Genomic DNA, 19,415 nt, shown 5'->3' with positions numbered 1-19,415 from the left:
GTGCCGTGTAGGGCTCGACATGACCATCATGACGCCTGCACCGTTCGCCCTTGCCGATGCCGCCGCCCTTTACGGCGCGCTGATGGAGGCGGCGGCCGATGCCGGCGATCCCGACAGCCATGTCTTCGCCTGCATCCTGTCGGCCAGGGCCACCGACGGTGCCGATCCGCTGGACGGCGCCGTCGGCCTGGCCCCTGATCAACTGGACCGGTTGCTCTCCAAGCATTTTCCGGGACTTGCCGGTTCCGACTCCCCGGTCGCCCGGTACGTCGCCGCCCGGCGCGGCCGGCGGCAGGGCAGGGCGGTCGCCGACCTGGTGCTGGCGGAGGAAGTCGACGATCTTCGAACCCTGCTGCTCGACCATGTCATCGCCCCAGCCGAGGAAGCGGTGTGGCTGGCCGCGATGGTGGCCCGGGCCTGCCTGTTCTCGAACCATCTGTGGCAGGATCTGGGGCTGACCGGCCGCAAGGATCTTTCCGGGCTGCTGCTCCGCCATTTCGGGCCGCTGTCGGCGAAGAACACCGGCGACATGAAATGGAAGAAGTTCTTCTATAAGCAGCTCTGCGACCGCGAGGGGCTGAACCTGTGCAAGGCGCCCAGCTGCGGCGTCTGCACGGACTTCAGGCTCTGCTTCGGTCCGGAGGAGTGACGCCGGGCGTCACGGCCTCGCGATCCAGATCGCCGTCAGGTCGTCCTGGACCTGCATGCCCGAAGCTTTCAGGACGTCGGCGACAAGGGGGATGAGCGGTCCCATCTCGGAATGCCTGTGCCGCGCAATCAGGTCGAGCAGTCCGGCTTCCCCCAGCATGACGCCGGTCGCGGACCGGCCTTCGATCACCGCGTCGCTGTAGAAGAACAGGAACGAACCGGGCGGGAAGGGTTCGACGATGGTGTCGTAGATCTCTTCGTCGCAGATTCCGGGATACACTCCGCTGCCGTCCAGCAGGCGGATGCGGGTGGAATCCCCGATCACCGGGTTGGTCGAGCCTGCCGCCGCATAGGTCAGCGTGTCGTCCGCCGTATCGATGATGCCGTAGAGGGCGGTCGCGAAGTGTCCGATGGGCAGCACCTCCAGCAGCTCCCGGGAAAGCTGATCCAGCATCGCGGCAGGGTCGCCGATCAGCGCGCGGATGTCGCTCCGCGTGATCAGGGTATGCAGTCGGAAGGTATTGATCGCCTGATCGACCTGTAGGCTGATCGGCTTTTGACCGTCGGTTGGCAGATGAGTCAGATACAGTCTACAAGGTTGCCTCGCAGTACGAGCGTCGAGCGGGTTTATAACAGCCTTTTGTTGAGGTCTTAAGGTATTACTGTATCAGTGAAAGACAATTACCTAACGATTCAAATATTTGTATGTATAACAAACAACTATAATATTCGGGGTGCAAGCCTGCGCGAAGGATCGGCGCTGCCTATTCCCCGCCGGCGACCCTCTCGGCCAAAGTCGCGATCACGCCGTAGCCGACGGTATCGGCCGGGTCCAGTTCCTTGAGCTTCGCCAGCATGGCCAGCGACTCTCCGGTACGGCCGCCGCGCAGGGTGATGAAGCTCAGGGCTTTCAGGGTGAACAGATAGAAATGGGAGGCGCCGGTCACGGAAGCCCAATCGGCGGCACCGGGGGACAGGCTGCGCCAGTCCGGATCGAACCCGCCGACGTGGGCCGCGGCGTCGAGCGCGATCAGGGCGACGCGCTCCGCCTGGTCCAGGCGGCGCTGGTTGAAGTAGAACTTGTAGAGGGCGTAGAACACCGGCAGGACCTTCGGCCCCAGATGATGCGCTTCCCACAGCAGGCTTTCCGATGCCTCCAGGTCGCCGGCCAAGCGCGCCTTCACCGCCTCCTGAAGGCGGGCATCGATATGTTCGGGGACGTCGCCGAACGCCATCCTGCCGTCGGGGATTCGGAATTCGATCTGTCGCATCGCGGTATCTCCTGCCGGCAAGTTGGCCCCCCGTTAATACCATAAATTTTTTATGGGTATAAGGCTGTTTCTCGCAAGTCCCCGCGAAGGCGCCGCCTTGTCGGGTTTGCGACAGGCCTCTGTCGGCAAGCTGCCACGGTTCAGCGGGCTCGAAATAAAAGTCCGCGCAAAATCAATGATTTGCAAATGGCCCGGATCTTGCTGTGTGGAAGATCCTGAAAAATCTCGTCCTAAGGAGACAGGTTCGATGGTGACGCTGACGGATTCGGCGGTAAGCACTCTCCAGCGGGTCCTGGCCGCTTCGGCCGCCGCGCAGGGCTTGCGCATCCAGGTGGCGGACGGCGGCTGCGCCGGGCTGAAGTACCAGATGGGCCTGGAAGCCGGCGCCGGCGAGGACGACACCGTACTGGAATACGGAGACGTCAAGGTCTTCATCGATGCCGGCAGCATGGTGCACCTGAACGGCGTCGTCGTCGACTATGTCGAGAGCGTCGGCGGCGCCGGCTTCAAGTTTGAGAACCCCAACGCGACATCGACCTGCGGCTGCGGCTCATCCTTCTCCACCTCTTCCTCCTCATGCAGTTCCAAGCCCGCCGGCGGCCATGGCGAAGCGGGCGGGTCGTGCGGCCACGGCCACCATCACTGACGCCGCCGGCAAGGCTGCGCCTCTCGGATACCAGGCCGGTCCGGCACCGGGCCGATACAGGAGAACAGACCAATGTGGAACTACTCTGACAAGCTCAAGGAGCACTTCTTCAACCCGAAGAATGCCGGTGTCCTGGAAGAGGCGAACGCCGTCGGCGAAGTCGGCTCCATTTCCTGCGGCGATGCTCTCCGCCTGATGCTCCAGGTCGAGCCCGAGACACAGGTCATCCAGGATGCCCGCTTCCAGACCTTCGGCTGCGGCTCCGCCATCGCGTCGTCCTCGGCCCTGACCGAAATGATCATCGGCAAGACGGTGGAGGAGGCGCTCCAGGTCACCAACAAGGACATCGCGGATTATCTGGAAGGCCTGCCGCCGGAGAAGATGCACTGCTCGGTCATGGGCGCCGAGGCGCTGCGCGCCGCCATCGCCAACTACCGCGGCGAGGAGTGGGTCGACGACCACGAGGAGGGCGAACTGATCTGCAAGTGCTTCGGCGTCGACGCCGCGATGATCGAGCGCGCGGTCGAGGTCAACGCCCTGACCTCCCTGGAGCAGGTCACCAACTACACGAAGGCCGGCGCCAGCTGCAAGACCTGCCACGAGAAGATCGAGGACCTGCTGGAGAGCCTGCTCGCCAAGCAGGGCAAGGTGCCGGAGCCGGTCGCGGCGAAGGCGCCCGCGGCGCCGGCCCTGGTCGGCCTGGGCGACATCGCCCCGCTCGCCGCGCCCGAGGCGGCCAAACCGGCCACCCCGGCGAAGAAGCTGAGCAACGTCCAGCGCATGCAGATCGTGATCGCTGCGCTGGAGGAGATGCGCCCCTACCTGAAGCAGGACGGCGGCGACGTCGAACTGGTCGATATCGACGGCAAGAACATCTATGTGCGGCTCAGCGGCGCCTGTTCCGGCTGCCAGATGGCGTCGGTCACGATCGAGGGCATCCAGACCAAGCTCGTCGAGAAGCTCGGCGAGTTGGTCCGTGTCATCCCTCACACCATGATGGCGGCGGAGTGAGCGGCATGGGGATCTATCTGGACAACAACGCCACCACCCGGGTCGATCCGGCCGTCGTCGCGGAGATGATGCCGTTCTTCACGGAGCATTTCGGCAATCCGTCGTCGATGCACGGCTACGGCGCCGCGGTCGGCGGCAAGATCGAGTGGGCCCGCGGCGAGGTGCAGAAGCTGATCGGCGCCGCCTTCGACACCGAGATCGTCTTCACCTCGGGCGGGACCGAGTCCGACAGCACGGCCATCCTGTCGGCGCTGAAGGCTTATCCGAAGCGCCGGGAGATCGTGACCTCCGTGGTCGAGCATCCCGCCATCCTCAGCCTCTGCGACTTCCTCGAAAGCAAGGAAGGCTATAGGATCCACCGCATCCCGGTGGACGGGAAGGGGAACCTGGACCTGGAGCGGTACGAGGCGGCCCTGTCCGAGAACGTCGCCGTCGTCTCCATCATGTGGGCCAACAACGAGACGGGGACGATCTTCCCGATCGAGCTGCTGGCCGGCATGGCGAAGAAGGTCGGCGCCTTGTTCCACACCGACGCCGTCCAGGCGGTCGGCAAGTTGCCGATGGACCTGGCGAACTCCGCGATCGACATGCTGTCGCTGTCGGGCCACAAACTGCATGCCCCCAAGGGCATCGGCGCGCTGTACGTCAAGCGCGGGGTCCGCTTCCGGCCGATGCTTCGCGGCGGCCACCAGGAGCGCGGCCGCCGTGCCGGCACCGAGAACGCGCCGGCCATCGTCGGGCTGGGCAAGGCGTGCGAACTGGCCCGCGAGTCCCTGCCCATCGAGCGGACCCAGGTGGCGGCGCTCCGCGACCGCCTGGAGACGGCGCTGGTCGAGGCGATCCCCAACTGCTTCGTCACCGGCAACCCGGCCAACCGCCTGCCCAACACCGCCAACATCGCGTTCGAGTTCATCGAGGGCGAGGCGATCCTGCTGCTGCTGAACGAGGAGGGCATCGCCGCGTCCTCCGGATCGGCCTGCACGTCCGGCTCGCTGGAGCCGAGCCACGTGATGCGGGCGATGGGCGTGCCCTACACGGCGGCCCACGGCGCCACCCGGTTCTCCCTGTCGCGCGACACCACGGCGGAGGAGGTCGATACGGTGATCCGGGTCATGCCCGGCATCATCGAGCGGCTGCGCAAGCTGTCGCCCTACTGGACCGGACAGGGGGCCGCGGCCGGCTTCCAGCCCGTTTATTCCTGATCCTGCGGGAGGGGCGCCGGCATGCTGCCGGCCGGCGCCCCTTCGGTTTTCCCCATCCTCGTGATTCCTCCGCCTGACCCAGGGGTGCGCCGCGATGCCCGAGCCGAGCTCCGTGACGATCAACGACACCACGCTGCGCGACGGCGAGCAGACCGCCGGCGTCGCCTTCACCGTCGAGGAGAAGATCGCGATCGCCCGCGCGCTGGACGCCGCGGGCGTTCCCGAGCTGGAGATCGGCATTCCCGCCATGGGCGAGGAGGAGCGCGAGAGCATTCGCGCGGTGGCCGCCGCCGGACTGGGCCGGGCGCGCCTGATGGTGTGGTGCCGCATGCGGGCCGACGACCTGCGGGAGGCCGCCACCTGCGGAGTCCCGTTCGTCAACATGTCGATGCCGGTGTCCGACATCCATATCCAGCGCAAGCTGGGCCGAGACCGGGCCTGGGCGCTGGCCCAGATCGACCGCCAGATCCGGACCGCCCGCGACCTGGGGCTGGAGGTCGGCTTCGGCGGCGAAGACAGCTCCCGCGCCGATCCCGACTTCATGGCGCGGGTCGCGGAGACGGCGCAGGCAGCCGGTGCCCGGCGCTACCGTTTCGCCGACACGCTGGGCGTGCTCGACCCGTTCCAGACCTACGGTTTCATCCAGGCGCTGCGCGCCCGCACCGACCTGGAGATCGAGATCCATGCCCACGACGACCTGGGCCTCGCCACCGCCAACTCGCTGGCCGCGGTCCGCGGCGGGGCCACCCATGTGAACACCACCGTCAACGGCCTGGGCGAGCGTGCCGGCAACGCGGCCCTGGAGGAGATCGTGATGGGCCTCCGCCATCTCTACGGCACCGATACCGGGATCGCGGCGATGCGCCTGCCGGCCATCTCGGAGCTGGTGGCGAGCGCGTCCGACCGGCCGGTGCCGATCAACAAGAGCATCGTCGGCGGCGCCGTCTTCACCCATGAGGCCGGCATCCATGTGGACGGCCTGCTGCGCGACCCGTTGACCTACCAGGGGTTCGACCCGGCGGAGGTCGGCCGCCGGCACAGCATCGTGCTGGGCAAGCATTCCGGCTCGGCCGGGGTCAAGCTGGCGTTCGCTGGCCTGGGAATCCAGCTGAGCGACGGCGAGGCGCAGGCGATCCTGCCGCGGGTGCGCCGGGTGGCCGGCGCCTTCAAGCGACCGCCGACCCCGGACGAACTCCTCCAGTTCCGCCGCGACGCCGCCCCGGGCGAGCCGTCGGCCGTCCTGGCATCCTGACCTGAAACCGGGAGGCCCGGCATGTCCGGAATCGTCGAAACATCTTCCCCGCCCAGCGGGGCGCCATCCGCGGAGTCGGCGCCGCCGCCGGAACGGAGCATCTGGAGCCTGCTGTGCGAGGACGTGGAATGCGTCGCCGACCGCGACCCGGCGGCGCGCAACACCTTCGACGTCCTGACCTGCTATCCGGGCATCCACGCCATCATCGCGCACCGCGTCGCCAATGCGCTGTGGCGCCGCAACGTCCGCTGGCCGGCGCGCTTCGTCAGCTATCTGGCGCGCATGGTCACCAACATCGACATCCATCCCGGAGCCACAATCGGCCGGCGCTTCTTCATCGATCACGGTGCCGGCGTGGTCATCGGCGAGACCGCCGAGGTAGGCGACGACGTGACCCTCTATCATGGCGTCACACTGGGCGGCACCAGCTGGAACAAGGGCAAGCGCCATCCCACGCTGGAGGACGGCGTGATGTGCGGGGCGGGGGCCAAGATCCTGGGGCCGATCACCATCGGCCGCAACGGCAGAGTCGGCGCCAACTCGGTCGTGACAAAGGACGTCCCGGCGGAGATGACCGTCGTCGGCATTCCCGGCCGGATCGTCAAGCCGATCGAGCGGCGCATCGCCGACCATGGAATCGACCTCGACCATCACCTGATGCCGGACCCGGTCGGCCGCGCGCTCGCCTGCCTGATCGAGCACATCAACAAGATCGAGAACCGCCTGGACGAGCACACCGCCGCCGAGGTCGTCGGCGAGCTGAGCCAGGCCATGGAAGGCATCGTCTGCGCGCGGTGCGGCAACAGTTGCGACCAGCCCGGCTGCGAGCTGCCGGGCTGCGAACATTGATCCTCACAAACTCCTCACCGACAGGAATTCCCCCATGAGCAGCTTCCAGGACGACTTGGATGATCTGAACACCGCCGAAGACTTCCTGCGGTTCTTCGGGATCGATTTCGACGCGCGGGTCGTCCATGTCAACCGCCTGCACATCCTTCAGCGCTTCCATGACTACTTGGCCGAGGAGCCCAACCTGGAGAGCCTTGCCGAGGATCTGCTGCGCGACCGGTACAAGATGTTGATCACGCAGGCGTACCAGGATTTCGTCAAGTCCGACGCCATCGCCGAGAAGGTCTTCAAGGTCCACAAGGACCAGGCCGAACGGCACAACGCCAGCTTCGTCTCCCTGGACAGCCTGACACTGTCCGGCGCCCGGTGAGAAAGCCGACAAGCGGCGGCTCCTGTCGGTTAGCCGACAAGTGCCGCCGCAAGGGCCCGTATCCGGCTTCTTTCGAAAAAGCGTATCTAAATCAATGACTTACTGCCTCTGCCCTGGTGTTTTTCACGTTGGCACGGCCCCTGCATAGACCGAGTTGAGCAAGCCCCGAGGGGCCACCAGTCGAGAGGATAGCGGGATGCACATCGTCGTCTGTATCAAGCAGGTGCCCGACAGCGCCCAGATCCGGATCCATCCGGTCACCAACACCATCATGCGCCAGGGCGTGCCGGCGATCATCAACCCGTACGACCTTTTCTCCCTGGAAGAGGCGCTGCGGCTGAAGGACCGGTTCGGCGGCCGGGTCACCGTCCTGACGATGGGCCCGCCCATGGCCGAGGCGTCGCTGCGCAAGGCGCTATCCTTCGGGGCGACCGACGCGGTGCTGCTGACCGACCGCAAGTTCGCCGGCTCCGACACGCTGGCGACTTCCTACGCGCTGACCTCCGCGATCCGGAAGCTGCACGAGGAGGAGCCGGTCGACCTGGTGTTCTGCGGCAAGCAGACGATCGACGGCGACACCGCCCAGGTCGGCCCGGGCATCGCCACGCGCCTCAATCTCCAGCAGCTGACCTATGTCGCGAAGATCGAGGACGTGAATCTCGACAGCCGCGAGATCACCGTCCAGCGGCGTTCCGAGGGCGGCGTGCAGGTCCTGAAGAGCCGCCTGCCGGCCATGATCACCATGCTGGAGGGCTCCAACACGATGCGCTTCGGCACCATGGACGACATGTTCCGGGCCGCGCGCACCCCGCTGAAGACCTGGAACAAGGACACCTGCGTCGACGACGAGAGCAAGGTCGGCCTGAAGGGCTCGCCCACCGTCGTCTCCAAGGTGTTCGTGCCGAAGCCCCGCGCCGAGAAGGCGAAGATGATCGAGGTCGACGGCGGCGCCGAGGCCCAGGCGGCGGCGGCGGTCGACATGCTCTTCACCACCTACCCGAAGCTGGCGAACGATCTGGTCCGGTGAAGGGCGGATCGGGGAGGGCGGGCGCCTGACACGGCCGCCGTCGATCCCGATCGCTCCCGAGACCATCCGACGTCCGCCGACCCCCTATTTCGACACTGTGAGGCCGATATGAGCCAAGCGCCTGCCAATCCACCCCCCGCCAAGAAGGCCGCCGGTGGCCGCAAGTTCGAACTGCCGGAAGAGTTGAAAGTCTACAAGGGTGTCTGGGTCATCGTCGAGCAGGAGCGCGGCAAGGTCCACACCGTCTCTTACGAACTGCTGGGCGAGGCCCGCAAGCTGGCCGACAAGCTGGGCGTCGAGGTCGGCGCGGTGATCCTGGGCGCCCCCGGCCCGTTCATCCGGGAGATCACCGGCGAGGCGATCGCCTACGGCGCCGACGTGGTCTACACGGTGCTCGACCCCGTCCTGGCCGAGTACCGGACCGAGCCTTATTCCAAGGTGATGACCGACGTGGTCAACACCTTCAAGCCGGAGATCGTACTGCTGGGCGCCTCGACGCTGGGCCGCGACCTGGCGGGGGCCATCGCGACCACGCTGCTGACCGGCCTGACCGCCGACTGCACCGAGCTGGACATCAGCGCCGAGAACCGCAGCTTGGCAGCCACCCGCCCGACCTTCGGCGGTACCCTGCTGTGCACCATCCAGACGCTGGCCTATCGCCCGCAGATGGCGACCATCCGGCCGCGCGTCATGCAGATGCCCGAGCGCGACGGCACCCGCACCGGGCGCGTCATCGAAGTGACGCCCAACCTGGCGGAAGAGGTCTTCGTCACCAAGGTGCTCGACTTCATCCCGGACAGCGACCAGGAGGAGGCTCAGCTCGCCTTCGCCGACATCATCGTGTCGGGCGGGAAGGGGCTCCAGAAGCCGGAGAACTTCAAGCTGGTCTGGGACCTGGCCGAAGTGCTGGGGGCCGAGGTCGGGGCGTCGCGGCCCTGCACGCAGGCCGGCTGGGTCACCAGCGACCGGCAGGTCGGCCAGACCGGCAAGACGGTCCGCCCGAAGCTCTACATCGCCGCCGGGATCTCGGGCGCCATCCAGCATCGCGTCGGCTGCGAGAATTCCGACGTGATCCTGGCGATCAATACCGATCCCAACGCACCGATCTTCGACTTCGCCCACCACGGCATCGTCGGCGACGCGCTGCAGATTCTTCCGGCCTTGACGGAGCAGTTCCGCCAGCGCCGATTGGTCAACCGCAAGGCGAGCTGACCACCCGCCAGAGGAGAGTGCCTGACATGGTAGAGAAGTTTGATGCCATCGTCGTCGGCGCCGGACCTTCCGGCAACTCGGCGGCGTACACCCTGGCCAAGGGTGGCTTGAAGGTCCTGCAGATCGAGCGCGGCGAATATTCCGGCTCCAAGAACGTCCAGGGCGCGATCATGTATGCCGACGCGCTGGAGCGGATCATCCCCGACTTCCGCGACGACGCGCCGCTGGAACGCCACATCATCGAGCAGCGCATCTGGTTACTGGGCGACGACAGCTATATCGGCACCAATTACCGGTCCGACAGCTTCAACAGCGAGCGCCCGAACCGCTACACCATCATCCGCGCCCAGTTCGACAAGTGGTTCAACGAGAAGGTCCGCGAAGCCGGCGCCCTCGTGATCTGCGAGACCACGGTCACCGAACTGCTGCGCGATGCCAACGGCAAGGTCTACGGCGTTCGCACCGACCGCGAGAACGGCGAGGTCCATGCCGACGTGGTCATCATGGCCGACGGCGTCAACGCCCTGCTGGCCCGCCGCGCAGACCTGCAGCCGGAGCTGCCTCCCGAGAACGCGGCGCTGGCGGTGAAGGAGATCCACTTCATCGACCCCGCGCTGATCGAGCAGCGGTTCCAGGTGAAGGGCGACGAAGGCGTCGTCATCGAGATGATGGGCAAGGTCACCGGCGGCATGGTCGGAACCGCGTTCCTGTACACCAACAAGGAATCGCTGACCATCGGCATCGGCTGCCTGATCTCCGACTTCAAGGAGAGGGGCATCGCCCCGTACAAGCTGCTGGAGGACCTGAAGAACCATCCGGTGATCAAGCCCCTGATCCAGGGCGGCGAGGTCAAGGAGTATGCCGGCCACCTGATCCCCGAGGGCGGTTACAAGGCGGTCCCGCAGGTCTGCGGCGACGGCTGGATGGTGGTCGGCGACGCCGCCCACCTGAACAACGCCGCGCACCGCGAAGGGTCGAACCTGGCGATGACCAGCGGCCGGTTCGCCGCCGAGACGCTCATCGAGCTGAAGAAGCAGGGCAAGGCGCCGGTCGCCGCCAACCTCGCCCTCTACAAGAAGAAGCTCGACGAGAGCTTCGTCATGAAGGACCTGAAGAAGTACAAGAACCTGCCGGAGATCATGCACATGTCGCCGCAGTTCTTCAGCGCCTATCCGGACCTCTTGAACGGCGCCGCCCACAATCTCTTCACCGTGGACAATGTCGACAAGAAGACCAAGGAGAACCAGATCCTGAAATCGTTCGCCAAGCGGCGCTCGCTGTTCGGACTGGTCGGTGACGCATTCAAGCTGGCGAGGGCTTTCCGATGAGCATGATCAAGGTTGAAGACAAGCTTTACCAGAACCGGTACATCGTCGACGAGAACCGTCCCCACATCTACATCAAGGACGCCGAGGTCTGCGCGTCCAACTGCAAGAGCCAGCCGTGCACCTTCTGCTGCCCGGCGAACTGCTACACGAAGGACGACGCCGGCGGCGTCAATCTCGTGACCGACGGCTGCCTGGAATGCGGCACCTGCCGGGTCATCTGCCAGGACCATGGCAATGTCTCGTGGAACTATCCGCGCGGCGGCTATGGCATCAGCTACAAGTTCGGCTGAGGTCGGGTCTGATCCGCGGAACGGGCCGCTTCGGCGCCCGTTCCGCGGCAGCCAAGCAAAAGGGCCTCGGGAGGTTTGCTCCCGAGGCCCTTTCGTTTCGCTGCCGCCGCAGAGAGAGGTCAGTTGACCATGGTCACTGCGCGGCGGTTCTGTGCCCAGGCCTGCTCGCCGGACGCGCCGATCGCCGGCCGTTCCTTGCCGAAGCTCAGCGTCGCGATGCGGTTGGGCGAAATGCCCTGGGTGACGAGGTAGTTCCTGACCGAGTTGGCACGGCGGTCGCCGAGCGCCAGGTTGTACTCCCGCGTGCCGCGCTCGTCGGCGTGGCCCTCGATCGTGACGGTCACGTTGGCATACTGCTTCAGCCACTGGGCCTGCCGTTCCAGCGTCGCCCGGGCCTCCGCGCTCAGGTCGACCTGGTCGTATCCGAAGAACACCCGGTCGCCGACGCTGTTGGCCAGATCCTGCTGGGAACCCGGCATCACGCCGCCGGCACCGGGACGCGCACCGGACAGGCCGCCAGCACCCCCGATGCCTCCGACCCCGACTCCGCCCGGGCCGCCCGCGCCGACACCGCCGATCGGGGCTCCGTTCACCGCACCCATGCCGCTGCTGCTCGAGGCGTCCCACGGAGCCGACTCGCAAGCCGTCAGAACGAGCAGGGCGCCCATTATCCCGATAAGCTTCAACCGCATTGCATACCCTTTATGACGACTGGCCTAGATTTGTCCGCAGACACATAGAATAAATATGGCTACTAAACCGTTAACGAAGCCGACAAGAAGCCGATTGATGGCATTCGGCCCCTGCGACATCGTAGCCAAGTGATAGCTGTCACATACCCATCTGCGCAAACTCGATTAGAGTGTGATCCGGTAATGTGGCGGCAAAATCGGATTTGGTACGGTCGCCCCGGCATCACCCCTTCCTGAGTAGCTTCCCGCTCAACCACTCACCCCCAGAAAAACGGCCATGTCGATCCTTCCCACCGGCTCACCGGCGGTGGACACACGCACTCCGCCCAGGCGGACCATTCTTTCCCTGACCCTCATGGCTGCGGTCATCGCCGGGACGGCGATGACCCACCTCGGCATCTGGCGCGGCCAGACCGCCCCGGTGGATGTGGCGGCATCGCCGAGCCGCCTGCAATCGGTGTCGTACAGCCCTTCCGGCCGCGACTTCAGCCCGGAAGACGACCAGCACGTGTCGGTCGCCGACATCCGCAAGGATATGGCGGCGATCAACGGCATCGCCGACGGCATCCGGACCTACACCGTTTCCGACGGTCAGGACCGTGCCCCCGGCGTGGCGGCCCGCATGGGCCTGAAGGTGAGCCTGGGCATCTGGCTGAACGCCGACGCCGAGCACAACAGGCAGGAGATCGACCAGGCCGTGGCGATCGCGCGCAGCACGCCCAACGTCGTGCGCGTCGTGGTCGGCAACGAGTCGCTGCTGCGCGCCGACCAGACCGACGAGAGCCTCGCGGCCCTGGTCGCCGAGGTTCGGGCACGCGTGCCGCGGCGCATCCCCGTGGGCACGGCCGATACCTGGTCGGAGCTGCTGAACGCGCCGAAGACGGTCGCGGTGTCCGACTTCGTCGGCATCCACACCTTGCCGTACTGGGAAAAGCTCGACAGCTCCGGCGCCTTGCCCTACGCCCTGGACAAGATCAAGCGCATCCGGCAGGCCTATCCCGGCAAGCCGATCTGGGTCGGTGAAATCGGCTGGCCGTCGGACGGCGACAATTTCGGCAATGCTCACGCGTCGCGCCCCGAGCAGGCCCGGATCATCCGTGAATTCGCCCAGGACGCCAAGCGCATGGGCGTCGAGTACAACGTGATCGAAGCGTTCGACCAGCCCTGGAAGACCGCGATCGAAGGCAGCCCCGGCCCGTTCTGGGGCGTGCTCGACGCCGACCGGCAGCCCAAGTGGCAGCTCCAGGGCGCGGTCGAGCCCAAGCCGGAGGCCTATGCGGTCGGCGTCGCGTCGGTGCTGGTCGGCGTCTTCCTGTCGCTGCCCGCCCTGTTCCGCCGGCGGGCCACCGTGCTCCAGACCCTGCTGTGGTCGATCGCCGCCCACGGTTCGGCCGGCATGACCGCCTGGGCCGTCCTGGCCGCCATGGGCGTCTACCCGACCATGGGCACCGTGATCATGTGGGGCAGCGGCCTGACGCTGGGCGGCATCCTGCTGATCCTGGCGCTCGCCGACCTGGACGAGATGACTAGGACCCTGCTGGGCCGCCGTCCGACCCGCCTGCTGCCGGCCGAGGGCGCCGCGGCGCTGATCCGCAACGCCGGCGTGGCCGTGCGGGAGCCGATGGTGTCCGTCCATATCGCCGCCCGGAACGAGGATCCGGCGATGCTGAACGCCACCCTGGACAGCCTGGCCGCCCAGGAGTACGGGGCCTTCGAGGTGGTCGTCGCGATCAACAACACCGACGACATGGGCCTGATCACCCCGGTCGAGGACCATTGCCGGACCCTGAACGAGCGGCTGGGTCGCACCGTCTTCAAGTTCGCCAACTTCAACCCGATCACCGGCTTCAAGGCGGGCGCCCTGAACCGCGCCCTCCGGATCACCGCCGACGAGGCGGAGGTGATCGCGGTGCTGGACGCCGACTACGCCGTGTCTCCGCAGTGGCTGAGCCGGCTGGCTCCCGCCTTCTCGGATCCGGCCGTCGGCCTCGTCCAGGCGCCGCAGGAGCACCGTGACGGCGACCAGTCGCTGCTGAAGCGCCTGATGGCGGCCGAGTACCGCGCCTTCTTCGACAGCGGCATGGTCGAGCGGAACGAGGACAACGCGCTGATCGCCCACGGCACCATGATCATGGTCCGGCGCTCCGCCCTGGAGGACCTGGGCGGCTGGTCCGAGTGGTGCATCGTCGAGGACACCGAGCTGGGCCTGACCCTTCTGGAGCAGGGCTGGAAGCAGCACTACACGACGGAGCGGCTGGGAGCCGGCATCACGCCGGACAGCTACAAGGACTTCCGCCAGCAGCGCCACCGCTGGGCCTACGGCTCGGTCCAGATCATGAAGGCCCACCTGCGCGCCCTGCTGCCCGGCGCCAAGGGCCTGAACGGCGCCCAGAAGCTCCACTTCTGGACCGGCTGGGCGCGCTGGTGGTCGGATGCCCTGGGACTGATCGCCGGCGCCGGCGCCATCACCTGGACCCTGCTGGCGACCGTGCTGCCGCTGCACCTGCCGCCGCCGGAGGTGACGGCCATCGCGATCGCGGCGCTGATGCTGCGGGCCGCGGCCAGCATGGCGCTGACGAAGTTCGCGTCCCGGCACGGCTGGGGCGAGACGGTCGGCACCGCGCTGCTGGGCATGAGCCTGAACTACACCGTCGGTGCCGCCGTGCTGAAGGGCCTGTTCACCAAGCACGAGCCCTTCAAGGTGACATCGAAAGGCAAGCGGAAGAAGGCGGCGAAGTTCCCCGCCGTGCCGGAAGCCGTGCTGGCCGGGCTGCTGGTGGTCTGCTGCCTGATCGCCACGGTGCTTAACCATGCCGGCACCGTGTCGCTGACCCTGTGGACCATCCTGCTGGCGGTCATGGCGGTGCCCAACCTGATCGCGGCGCTGCTGGCGGCGACCGACCTGATGCCGGTCCGCGAGAGGGCCGCCGATGCCATGCCGGAGCCGGTTGCCGTCCCGCTGGCGGCTTCCCAGCCGGCCGGCGCGCTGGTCGCCGACGCGGCGGGAGGCTGACCACCCCGCGGCCCGCCTCATCGTGAATTGAAGAGCAAGCGGCGCCCTGCCGGAGGTCAGACGATCTCCGGCAGGGCGTCGGCGTTCTCGTCCAGAAGGCTGCCGATCCTCCCGAGCGCCGCGGCAAGGCAGTCGAGGTCGGGCGCCGCTCCCAGCGAGATCCTGACGGCGGAGTCCGGTGCCGGTCCGACGGCGAAGGCGGTGTCGGGGACCAGGGCAAAGCCGAAGCGGCGGGCCTGGGCGGTGAATCCGGTGGCGCTCCAGCCGGCGGGCAGCCTGAGCCAGATGTGGTGACCCTGGCCGTGCGCCGCGAAGCTGCCGGCTGGCAGGACCCGACGGGCGACCTCCTGACGGCGGGCCGCCTCGGCCCGGATGTCCTCGACCAAGCGCAGGGCGGTGCCATCCTGGACCCACCGGGTTGCGACCGCGGCCGACAGGGGCGGGACCATCTGGCAGACCGCCCGCAGCGCTGCCTGGATGCGGGCGGCGCAGCGGTCGTCTGGAGCGACCAGATACGCCACCCGCAGGGCCGGCAGCAGGCATTTCGACAACGTGCCGAGATACCAGGTCTGGTCGGGCGCAAAGGTCGCGAGCGGCGGCGCCGGTGCCGGCGGCAGCAGCCCGTAGGCGTCGTCCTCGATCACCGCCAGCCCGTGGTGCCGGGCGATTTCCGCCACGGCGGCGCGGCGCGCCGGCGGCATGGTGGCTGCGGTCGGGTTCTGGATGGTGGGGATGGTATAGAGCGCGGCCGGCTTCAGCCGGGTGCAGGCGGCATCCAGGGCTTCGGGAAGCAGGCCGTCCCCGTCCATGGGCAGCCCCTCCAGCGTGATGCCGGTCTGTGCGGCGATGGCCCGCAGGCCCGGATAGGTGAACTGCTCGGTCAGAACCGTGCTGCGCGGCGGCGCCAGGGTCGTCAGGAGCGCCATAAGCGCTGCCTGTCCGCCGGCCGTGATCAGGACGCGGGAAGGCGGGACGGTGCCGAGCAGGGGGGCCAGCCACCGGGCCGCGGCGGCGCGCTCCGCGGTGCCGCCGGCACTGGGATGGTAGCTGAGCACCCGGGCCGCATCGCTTCGCCGCAGGATCGCGGCCATGGTCTGGGAAAGCTTCGCGGGGATGGCCGCCGCAAGGGGCTGCGGCGGCAAGTTCATCGAAAGGTCGATCTCCGCGGGGAGGGGTTCGACCATGGGAGGCTGCGCCAAGGGGCCGCGTACGAAGGTGCCGCGTCCGGCTGCGGCATCCACCAGCCCACGCCGGCGCGCTTCGCCATAGGCCCTGGTGACCGTGGTCAGGTCCAGGTCGAGGGCAGCGGCGAGAGCCCTGTGGGTGGGCAGGCGTTCGCCCTCGGGCAGGGCCCCGGCGGCGATGCCGTCCTGGATGGCATCCGCCAGGGCGAGATAGATCGGACCGGAAGCGCCGGAAAGGTCGGGAATCCAGGAGCAGCGTGCGGAGTCCTCCTTCAAGCTGCGCTCCCCCCTTCGCGATTCCGGTTCGGCTGCCAACCCGTATCCGGCATTTGTCAGGTCTTGTCGCGCGGGGTCAAGCGGCCTTCGTTCGCCTTGTTGATGTATTGCGAACAGACCAGCCAGCCCTTCAGGGGCCGGAGCAATGCCAGGCAGGATCCCACCAGCAGTGGCAGGGTTGTCACCAGATGGACCCAGATCGGTGCCTCGAACGCCAGTTCCAGCCAAGCCGCGAACCCGACGATGGGAAAACTAACGATCGACATGGCGAAGAAGGCGGGGCCGTCCGCCGGATCGGCGAAGGAGAAATCGAGGCCGCAGACTTCGCACTGTTTCGCCAGGGTCAGGAAACCGTTGAAGATATGCCCCTTGCCGCATCGGGGGCACAGCCCCCGCGCGCCCAGTTCCAGGGAGCTTTTGCCGAGAGGCTCGCTATAGGGTTCCATGTCGATGCACCAATTGTATGGATCAGTTTATCCGCAAATGTATGCATACAGGACATCCACACAAGGGTGAATGTCAGGGCATACCGTCCAGGTCGAGACCGGCCCTGCTTTGCTCCGGAGGGAAGGCCCCGCACCGGTGGTACAAATTCGGGACATTCGGTTGGAACAACCCCTTCAGTTCGACGTTTTGCCTCGTCAGTTCGCCTTCGTGCGGTCCGGTTCAGGCGCGGCTTTCCCCAAGGGACTTGCTCCTGCGAAGCGACCTCGCCACAGGTCGTGATCACATTCGGTATTCTACGGTACGGGGCGAGCAGCGGTTCGATGATCGGCGGGAAAGACAACAAGGCGGGCGACGAAAAGTCGCTCGACGTCGAAGGTGGCGGCCAGAGTGCCGGCCGTCCCGCCAGCAAACGGCTGGACAGCCGCCACAGCTACTCGCCCACGGGAACGCCGGGCGCCCGGCACTGGGAAGAGGGCTACATCACCCGGCCGGGACTGGAGGACCGCAGCAGCGTGTTCTTCGCCGCGGTCGAAATGACCCGCATGCCGATGCTGGTCACCGACCCGAACCAGCCGGACAACCCGATTGTCTTCGCCAACCTCGCCTTCCTCGAACTGTCCCAGTATGAAGAGAACGAGGTGATGGGCCGGAACTGCCGGTTCCTCCAGGGTCCCCAAACGGATCCGGAAGCGGTCGAGGAGATCCGGACCGCCTTGTCCGAGCAGCGGGCGGTCGCGGTGGACATCCTGAATTACAGGCGCGACGGTACTCCCTTCTGGAATGCGCTTTTCATCGGGCCGATCTTCGACCAGGAAGGAAAGCTGCTCTATTTTTTCGCTTCGCAGATGGACGTGACCCGTCGGCGCACGTCCGAGCAGGCATTTCGCCAGGCGCAGAAAATGGAAGCGATCGGCCAGCTCACGGCCGGGCTCGCCCACGATTTCAACAATCTGCTTCAAGTCATTTCCGGAAACCTGGAGGTCGCCGGGTCGAAGGCCGGGCACGACGACGTGTTGAAGCGGGCGATCGAGCGTGCCAACCGTGCGGCAGAGCAGGGAGCGAAGTTGACGCAGCAGCTGCTGACCTTCGCCCGGAAGCAGCGGCTGGAGCCTCGGCGGGTGAACCTCAATTCCCTGGTGGTCGAGTTCAGCGAGATGCTGGTCCGGACGATCGGCGACAAGGTCGACCTGAGGCTCGATCTCAAGCCGGGGTTGCCGTCCAGCCTGCTCGACCCGATCCACCTGGAGATGGCGCTTCTCAACGTGCTGATAAACGCGCGCGACGCGATGCCGAACGGCGGCAGGGTGACCGTCGCGACGGCGACGCGAACCTTGAGCGGGAAATCCGCCGCCCACCAGCTGCCATCCGGAAGTTACGTGGTGCTGTGCGTGACCGACAACGGCCTGGGCATGCCGCCGGAGGTGGCCCAGCGGGCGACCGAACCGTTCTTTACCACCAAGTCGCCGGGAACCGGGCTCGGCCTCGCCATGGTCCACGGCTTCGTTCAACAGTCCCACGGACGGCTGGAGATCGAAAGCCGGGCGGGCGAGGGGACCACGGTGCGGATGATCTTTCCCGTCGAAACCGCCCGGTCGCCCGCTCCCGAACCCGGGGATGTCAGCGGCGTCGCGCGCGCGGCCGACAAGCCCGGAGCCGGTCCGGTCAGGACCATCCTGGTGGTCGAGGACAACGACGACGTCTGCCATGTGGCGGAAACCCATCTGCGGGACCTGGGCTATAACGTCATGTCCGCTCGGAGCGGGGAAGAGGCGTTGGATCTGCTCGACGACCGGGACGCCGTCGACCTGCTGTTCACGGATCTGGTCATGCCGGGGGGAATGAACGGCCTGGTGCTGGCGCGGCGGGTGCGCGACCGCTTCCCCGGCGTGCCGGTGCTGCTCACCACGGGGTATACCGACGAAGCGGCGGTGCCCGGCGCCGACCGGTCGGGCATGGACATCCTCAACAAGCCATACCGGCGCGGCGATTTGGCGGAACGGGTCCGGTCCGCACTGGGCGAGGCGGACACCGCTCGTCCGATGGACGCGGATAAATTTCAGCACGAGGGGTAAAGCCGACGTGGCGCATGTGCTTTTGGCCGAGGACGAGGCTTTGATCGCGCTGATGTTTCAGGACGCATTGGAGGGGGAGGGACACCGGGTCACGGTGGCGCGGGACGGCATTGAGGCTCTGGAGGCGGATGCCCGCGATCCTGCGGAAGCGTTGGTCACGGATCTGGCGATGCCGCGCATGGGCGGCCGCGAACTGCTGGATCGGCTGCGCGAACGGCGGCCGGACCTGCCGGCGGTGGTCGTGACTGGGTACGCCGGCGAGGTCCACCTGGGCGCTCCGATGACGGTCCTGCTGGCGAAGCCGGTCAGCCCCCGTGCCCTCACTGCCCGGCTGACGGAATTGCTGGCCGACTGCGGCACCCTTCGGGACTTCTGATTTCCGCTTTTGCGCGGTCTATCGGCTGATGTCCGTCCGGCCTGATGTGCATATTCGGAAAGTCTGATACGCGCATTACTTTTTTGATTGAAACCAATTCGCCGCGAGACCATTTTCCGCAGTGCAGCAGCGATGCTGCGACGCCTCTCTTGGGCGTTTCCTCCCTAGACTCAGGCCGCCTCCGTGCGGCCTTTTTTTCTTTTCGGCCAGGCGCAGGCCGCAGGGGGGACGGGGCTGCGACGCTTGTTC

The 19,415-nt window shown here is 66.8% G+C and carries 19 protein-coding genes; 14 read left to right on the top strand and 5 right to left on the bottom strand.

The window, feature by feature from the left end:
- Nucleotides 1-28 precede the first annotated feature (28 nt).
- Nucleotides 29-649, top strand: coding sequence for a nitrogen fixation protein NifQ (locus JL101_RS16740; protein WP_203097442.1), 621 nt, complete (start codon nt 29-31; stop codon nt 647-649).
- Between the two features lie 9 nt (nt 650-658).
- Here the strand turns inward: JL101_RS16740 and JL101_RS16735 are convergent, their stop codons facing one another.
- Both JL101_RS16735 and JL101_RS16730 read right to left on the bottom strand, forming a co-directional pair.
- Nucleotides 659-1,102: a PP2C family protein-serine/threonine phosphatase gene (locus JL101_RS16735; protein WP_203097550.1), complete on the bottom strand. Its 444-nt coding sequence runs from the start codon at nt 1,100-1,102 to the stop codon at nt 659-661.
- Nucleotides 1,103-1,412: 310 nt separating this feature from the next.
- Nucleotides 1,413-1,919: a hypothetical protein gene (locus JL101_RS16730; protein ID WP_203097441.1), complete on the bottom strand. Its 507-nt coding sequence runs from the start codon at nt 1,917-1,919 to the stop codon at nt 1,413-1,415.
- A gap of 247 nt (nt 1,920-2,166) precedes the next feature.
- Here JL101_RS16730 and JL101_RS16725 point away from each other — a divergent pair, with 247 nt between their 5' ends.
- The 10 genes from JL101_RS16725 to JL101_RS16680 all read left to right on the top strand — a co-directional run bounded on the left by JL101_RS16725 (nt 2,167) and on the right by JL101_RS16680 (nt 11,106).
- Nucleotides 2,167-2,565, top strand: a complete 399-nt coding sequence (locus JL101_RS16725; RefSeq protein WP_203097440.1) for a HesB/IscA family protein — start codon at nt 2,167-2,169, stop codon at nt 2,563-2,565.
- A gap of 72 nt (nt 2,566-2,637) precedes the next feature.
- Complete coding sequence (gene nifU, locus JL101_RS16720; protein ID WP_203097439.1) at nt 2,638-3,576, top strand: Fe-S cluster assembly protein NifU; 939 nt, start codon at nt 2,638-2,640, stop codon at nt 3,574-3,576.
- Between the two features lie 5 nt (nt 3,577-3,581).
- Complete coding sequence (gene nifS, locus JL101_RS16715) at nt 3,582-4,778, top strand: cysteine desulfurase NifS (protein WP_203097438.1); 1,197 nt, start codon at nt 3,582-3,584, stop codon at nt 4,776-4,778.
- Between the two features lie 94 nt (nt 4,779-4,872).
- Nucleotides 4,873-6,030 (top strand): homocitrate synthase, encoded by a 1,158-nt coding sequence (gene nifV / locus JL101_RS16710; RefSeq protein ID WP_203097437.1) that lies wholly within the window; start codon nt 4,873-4,875, stop codon nt 6,028-6,030.
- A 21-nt stretch (nt 6,031-6,051) separates the two neighbouring features.
- Complete coding sequence (cysE, locus tag JL101_RS16705; protein ID WP_211111144.1) at nt 6,052-6,879, top strand: serine O-acetyltransferase; 828 nt, start codon at nt 6,052-6,054, stop codon at nt 6,877-6,879.
- A gap of 34 nt (nt 6,880-6,913) precedes the next feature.
- Nucleotides 6,914-7,249: a nitrogenase-stabilizing/protective protein NifW gene (nifW, locus tag JL101_RS16700; RefSeq protein WP_203097436.1), complete on the top strand. Its 336-nt coding sequence runs from the start codon at nt 6,914-6,916 to the stop codon at nt 7,247-7,249.
- A gap of 196 nt (nt 7,250-7,445) precedes the next feature.
- The gene (locus JL101_RS16695; RefSeq protein WP_203097435.1) at nt 7,446-8,276 is read left to right on the top strand and encodes an electron transfer flavoprotein subunit beta/FixA family protein; all 831 of its coding nucleotides are present in this window, start codon (nt 7,446-7,448) and stop codon (nt 8,274-8,276) included.
- Nucleotides 8,277-8,384: 108 nt separating this feature from the next.
- Complete coding sequence (locus tag JL101_RS16690; protein ID WP_203097434.1) at nt 8,385-9,488, top strand: electron transfer flavoprotein subunit alpha/FixB family protein; 1,104 nt, start codon at nt 8,385-8,387, stop codon at nt 9,486-9,488.
- A gap of 26 nt (nt 9,489-9,514) precedes the next feature.
- The gene (locus JL101_RS16685) at nt 9,515-10,816 is read left to right on the top strand and encodes an FAD-dependent monooxygenase (protein ID WP_203097433.1); all 1,302 of its coding nucleotides are present in this window, start codon (nt 9,515-9,517) and stop codon (nt 10,814-10,816) included.
- A complete protein-coding gene (locus JL101_RS16680; RefSeq protein WP_203097432.1) occupies nt 10,813-11,106 on the top strand; it encodes a ferredoxin family protein in 294 nt (97 codons plus the stop codon). The genes JL101_RS16685 and JL101_RS16680 overlap by 4 nt, the downstream gene beginning before the upstream one ends.
- A gap of 119 nt (nt 11,107-11,225) precedes the next feature.
- On the opposite strand, the gene pal is transcribed toward JL101_RS16680, so the two are convergent.
- A complete protein-coding gene (gene pal, locus JL101_RS16675) occupies nt 11,226-11,798 on the bottom strand; it encodes a peptidoglycan-associated lipoprotein Pal (protein ID WP_203097431.1) in 573 nt (190 codons plus the stop codon).
- 277 nt (nt 11,799-12,075) lie between these two features.
- Between pal and JL101_RS16670 the strand changes: the two genes are divergently transcribed.
- Nucleotides 12,076-14,811: a glycosyltransferase gene (locus JL101_RS16670; RefSeq protein WP_203097430.1), complete on the top strand. Its 2,736-nt coding sequence runs from the start codon at nt 12,076-12,078 to the stop codon at nt 14,809-14,811.
- Nucleotides 14,812-14,867: 56 nt separating this feature from the next.
- Here JL101_RS16670 and JL101_RS16665 read toward each other — a convergent pair whose 3' ends face one another.
- Nucleotides 14,868-16,271 carry an aminotransferase-like domain-containing protein gene (locus JL101_RS16665; protein ID WP_203097429.1) on the bottom strand — a complete coding sequence of 468 codons (1,404 nt, stop codon included), beginning with the start codon at nt 16,269-16,271 and terminating at the stop codon, nt 14,868-14,870.
- Nucleotides 16,272-16,327: 56 nt separating this feature from the next.
- Nucleotides 16,328-16,717, bottom strand: a complete 390-nt coding sequence (locus JL101_RS16660) for a DUF983 domain-containing protein (RefSeq protein WP_203097428.1) — start codon at nt 16,715-16,717, stop codon at nt 16,328-16,330.
- A 321-nt stretch (nt 16,718-17,038) separates the two neighbouring features.
- On the opposite strand from JL101_RS16660, the gene JL101_RS16655 reads away from it, so the two are divergent.
- Both JL101_RS16655 and JL101_RS16650 read left to right on the top strand, forming a co-directional pair.
- Nucleotides 17,039-18,790, top strand: a complete 1,752-nt coding sequence (locus JL101_RS16655) for a histidine kinase famiy protein (RefSeq protein WP_203097427.1) — start codon at nt 17,039-17,041, stop codon at nt 18,788-18,790.
- 7 nt (nt 18,791-18,797) lie between these two features.
- Entirely contained in the window at nt 18,798-19,166 is a 369-nt protein-coding gene (locus JL101_RS16650) for a response regulator (protein ID WP_228434884.1), read from the top strand.
- Nucleotides 19,167-19,415 lie beyond the last annotated feature (249 nt).

Source organism: Skermanella rosea (assembly GCF_016806835.2).
GTDB lineage: Bacteria > Pseudomonadota > Alphaproteobacteria > Azospirillales > Azospirillaceae > Skermanella > Skermanella rosea.
This window is presented reverse-complemented; position numbering and strand designations above follow the sequence as displayed.